Annotated in this window: 3 protein-coding genes; 2 read left to right on the forward strand and 1 reads right to left on the reverse strand. The window is 67.3% G+C overall.

Annotation, left to right across the window (positions count from 1 at the left end):
- Positions 1 to 1,039: AMP-binding protein (locus OOT08_RS18075; protein WP_325094271.1), on the reverse strand; the 1,039-nt coding region annotated here is incomplete at its 3' end.
- A gap of 168 nt (positions 1,040 to 1,207) precedes the next feature.
- On the opposite strand from OOT08_RS18075, the gene OOT08_RS18080 reads away from it, so the two are divergent.
- Positions 1,208 to 1,897: a lysophospholipid acyltransferase family protein gene (locus OOT08_RS18080; RefSeq protein ID WP_325094273.1), complete on the forward strand. Its 690-nt coding sequence runs from the start codon at positions 1,208 to 1,210 to the stop codon at positions 1,895 to 1,897.
- 81 nt (positions 1,898 to 1,978) lie between these two features.
- Entirely contained in the window at positions 1,979 to 3,358 is a 1,380-nt protein-coding gene (locus OOT08_RS18085; RefSeq protein ID WP_325094275.1) for a class II 3-deoxy-7-phosphoheptulonate synthase, read from the forward strand.
- Positions 3,359 to 3,465: the final 107 nt, after the last annotated feature.

Raw genomic sequence — 3,465 nt, forward strand, 5'->3', positions numbered from 1 at the left:
CGTACTTGACGCGGCCGCCGAGGGCGACCTTGAGCTTGTTGAGCACGAGCGACTCGGCGACCTTGAACTTCATCTGCAGGCCGAAGGGCACGGAACCCTCCTGCACCGCCTTGGAGTGGTCAACGGCGACCTTGGCGGCCCAGCGGAAGATCTTGCCCTTGCCCCCGCCCTCGGCCTTCTGCTCGGCCGAGTTGTAGACCTTCTCGAACACGCGCGGGACGGCGAGGAGGAAGGTCGGCTTGAAGGTGCCCATCGAGGGCACGAGCTTCGAGGTGTCGGGCTGGTGACCGACCTTCACGCCGGAGTGCACCGCGAGCACCGAGATGAAGCGGGCGAACACGTGCGCGAGGGTGACAAAGAGCAGGGTCGACGCGCCCGGCTCGCGGACGACCTCGGAGAGGCCGAAGGCGGCGTTTCGGGACAGCTCGGTGAAGTTGCTGTGCGTGAGCACCACGCCGCGCGGGCGGCCGGTGGAGCCGGAGGTGTAGATCAGGGTCGCGATGTCGCTGCCGACGGCGAGGTTGCGGCGGCGCTCGATCTCCTCGTCGGGGATGTCGACGCCCGCCTGGACCAGCTTGTCGAGGTCGCCCGTGTGCATCTGCCACACCGTCTTCACGGCGGGCAACTCGGGGTGCACCTCGTCGAAGCGGTCGAAGTGCTCCAGGGACTCGATGATGATGGACTCCGCGCCGGAGTTCTCCATGATCCAGTGGATCTGGGAGGGGGAGCTGGTCTCGTAGACCGGCACCATGACCGCGCCGGCGTACCAGATGGCGAAGTCAACGAGCGACCACTCGTAGCGCGTGCGGCAGATGAAGCCGATCTTGTCCCCGGGGTTAATCCCGGATGCGGCCAGCCCCTTTGCCAGCGCAATCACCCGCTTTTCGAACTCGGCTGCGGTCAGCTCGGTCCACTCGTCCCCGTTGGGCAGGGCGAACAGCGGTCGATCGGGCGTTTCCTGAACACGGCGAGCGAGCAGATCGCTGGCGTTGTCCTGGGGCTGCTCCGGGACCACTGCTGGGGTTTCGGCGAGTTTCACGGTAGCTCCTTTGGTACCTCGTGAGAGCCGTGATGGCGTCTCTGTTCCGCGGCTGGCGGTGGCCAGCCGGTGCTGTGTCAATCCTATCGGTGGAGACTGGGTGCTCCCCGCGGCATTTGTGGGCGATGTATCCTGAGAGGGACAAATCGGAAGGTTCGGCTGTTCACAATGTTCTACTGGATCATGAAACACCTCATCGCGGGTCCGTTGATGAAGACGATCTTCCGACCCTGGGTGACGGGTCTGGAGAATATTCCGGGGACGGGTCCGGTGATCCTCGCCAGCAACCACCTCTCGGTGATCGACTCGGTGATCCTGCCGCTCATGATCGAGCGCCGGGTCTACTTCCTCGCGAAGAGCGACTATTTCTCGGGCAAGGGCGTCAAGGGCTGGCTCGTGAAGAACTTCATGCTGGCCACGGGCCAGCTGCCCATCGACCGCTCGGGCGGCAAGGCCTCTGAGGCCTCGCTGAACACGGCGCTCGGGGTGCTCGACCGCGGGCAGGTGCTCGGCATCTACCCCGAGGGCACCCGCAGCCCCGACGGGCGGATGTACCGCGGGCGCACCGGCGTGGCCCGGATGATTCTGGAGTCCGGCGCGGTGGTCTGCCCCGTGGTGATGGTGGACACGGAGAAGGCGATGCCCATCGGGCGCTCGGTGCCCAAGATCCGCCGGATCGGCACGCTCATCGGCAAGCCGCTCGACTTCAGCCGCTTCGCCGGGATGAGCGCGGATCGCTTCGTTCTGCGCAGCGTGACGGACGAGATCATGTCGGAGCTGCACCGCCTGAGCAACCAGGAGTACGTGGACATCTACGCCTCCAGCGTACGGGCCAAAAAGGTCAGCGCGGCGGGCTAAACTGTCTGGTATGCCATCCGCGAGGGTGGCGCCCAGCGCCGTGATCTCGGCGTTCGATCGAACCCAGAAAGTGTGTGACCCGTGACTCTTGACGTCCAACACCGCACCCAGACCGAAGCGAGCGTTCTGGCGGGTCTCGACTATTACCGCGAGCTTGAGGCGAAGCAGCAGCCCGAGTGGCCCGACCCGGACGCCGTCCGGGAGGCCGTGACCGAGCTGCAGTCGCAGCCGCCCCTCGTCTTCGCTGGCGAGGTGGACCAGCTGCGCGAGCGCCTGGCCCAGGCCGCGCGCGGCGAGGCCTTCCTCCTGCAGGGCGGCGACTGCGCCGAGACCTTCGCCGGGGCGACCGCCGACCAGATCAAGGACCGGGTGAAGACCCTGCTCCAGATGGCCGTCGTGCTCACCTACGGTGCCTCCATGCCCGTCGTGAAGCTCGGACGGATGGCGGGGCAGTTCGCGAAGCCCCGGTCGAGCACGACGGAGACGCGCGGCGACGTGACCCTGCCCGCCTACCGCGGCGACATCGTCAACGGCTACGACTTCACGCCGGAGTCGCGCCGGGCCGACCCGTCGCGGCTGGTGCGCGGCTACCACACCTCCGCGAGCACGCTGAACCTGATCCGCGCCTTCACGCAGGGCGGCTTCGCCGACCTGCGCCAGGTGCATGCCTGGAACAAGGGCTTCGTGTCGAACCCGGCGAACCAGCGCTACGAGGCCCTCGCCGAGGAGATCGATCGCGCCGTGCGCTTCATGATCGCCTGCGGCGCGGACTTCTCCGCGCTGAAGACGACGGAGTTCTACGTGAGCCACGAGTCGCTGCTGCTCGATTACGAGCGGCCGATGACCCGGATCGACTCGCGGACGGGGAACGCCTACAACACGTCCTCGCACTTCCTGTGGATCGGGGAGCGCACCCGCGAGATCGACGGCGCGCACGTGGACTTCCTGTCTCGGGTCCGCAACCCGATCGGCGTGAAGCTCGGGCCGACGGCGACGACCGACGACGCGCTGCGCCTGATCGACAAGCTCGACCCGGAGCGCGAGCCGGGGCGGCTCACCTTCATCACCCGGATGGGCGCGTCCAAGATTCGCGACGTGCTCCCCGGCCTGTTGCAGGGCGTCAAGGACAGCGGGGCGACCCCGCTCTGGGTCACCGACCCGATGCACGGCAACGGCATCACGACCCCGAACGGCTACAAGACCCGCCGCTTCGACGACGTAATGAACGAGCTGAAGGGCTTCTTTGAGGCGCACCGCGAGGTCGGCACCTACCCGGGTGGCATCCACGTGGAGCTCACCGGGGACGACGTGACCGAGTGCCTCGGCGGCTCGGAGAACATCGACGAGGAGACGCTGGCGACCCGCTACGAGTCGCTCTGCGACCCGCGGCTGAACCACATGCAGTCCCTGGAGCTCGCGTTCCAGGTCGCGGAGGAGCTCAAGGCGCACCCGTACCGCTAGGCCGCACCAGCAGCCGAAGCGCACACAGAAACACCCAGCCCGCACCCGCGGCTGGGTGTTTCTGCGTCCCCGGAGCTGCGAGCCGCCGGCGGGCAATCGTGTTGCCC

Origin of the sequence: Leucobacter sp. M11 (genome assembly GCF_035726885.1) — a bacterium.
In the GTDB taxonomy this organism is placed as follows: Bacteria; Actinomycetota; Actinomycetes; order Actinomycetales; family Microbacteriaceae; genus JAPFRB01.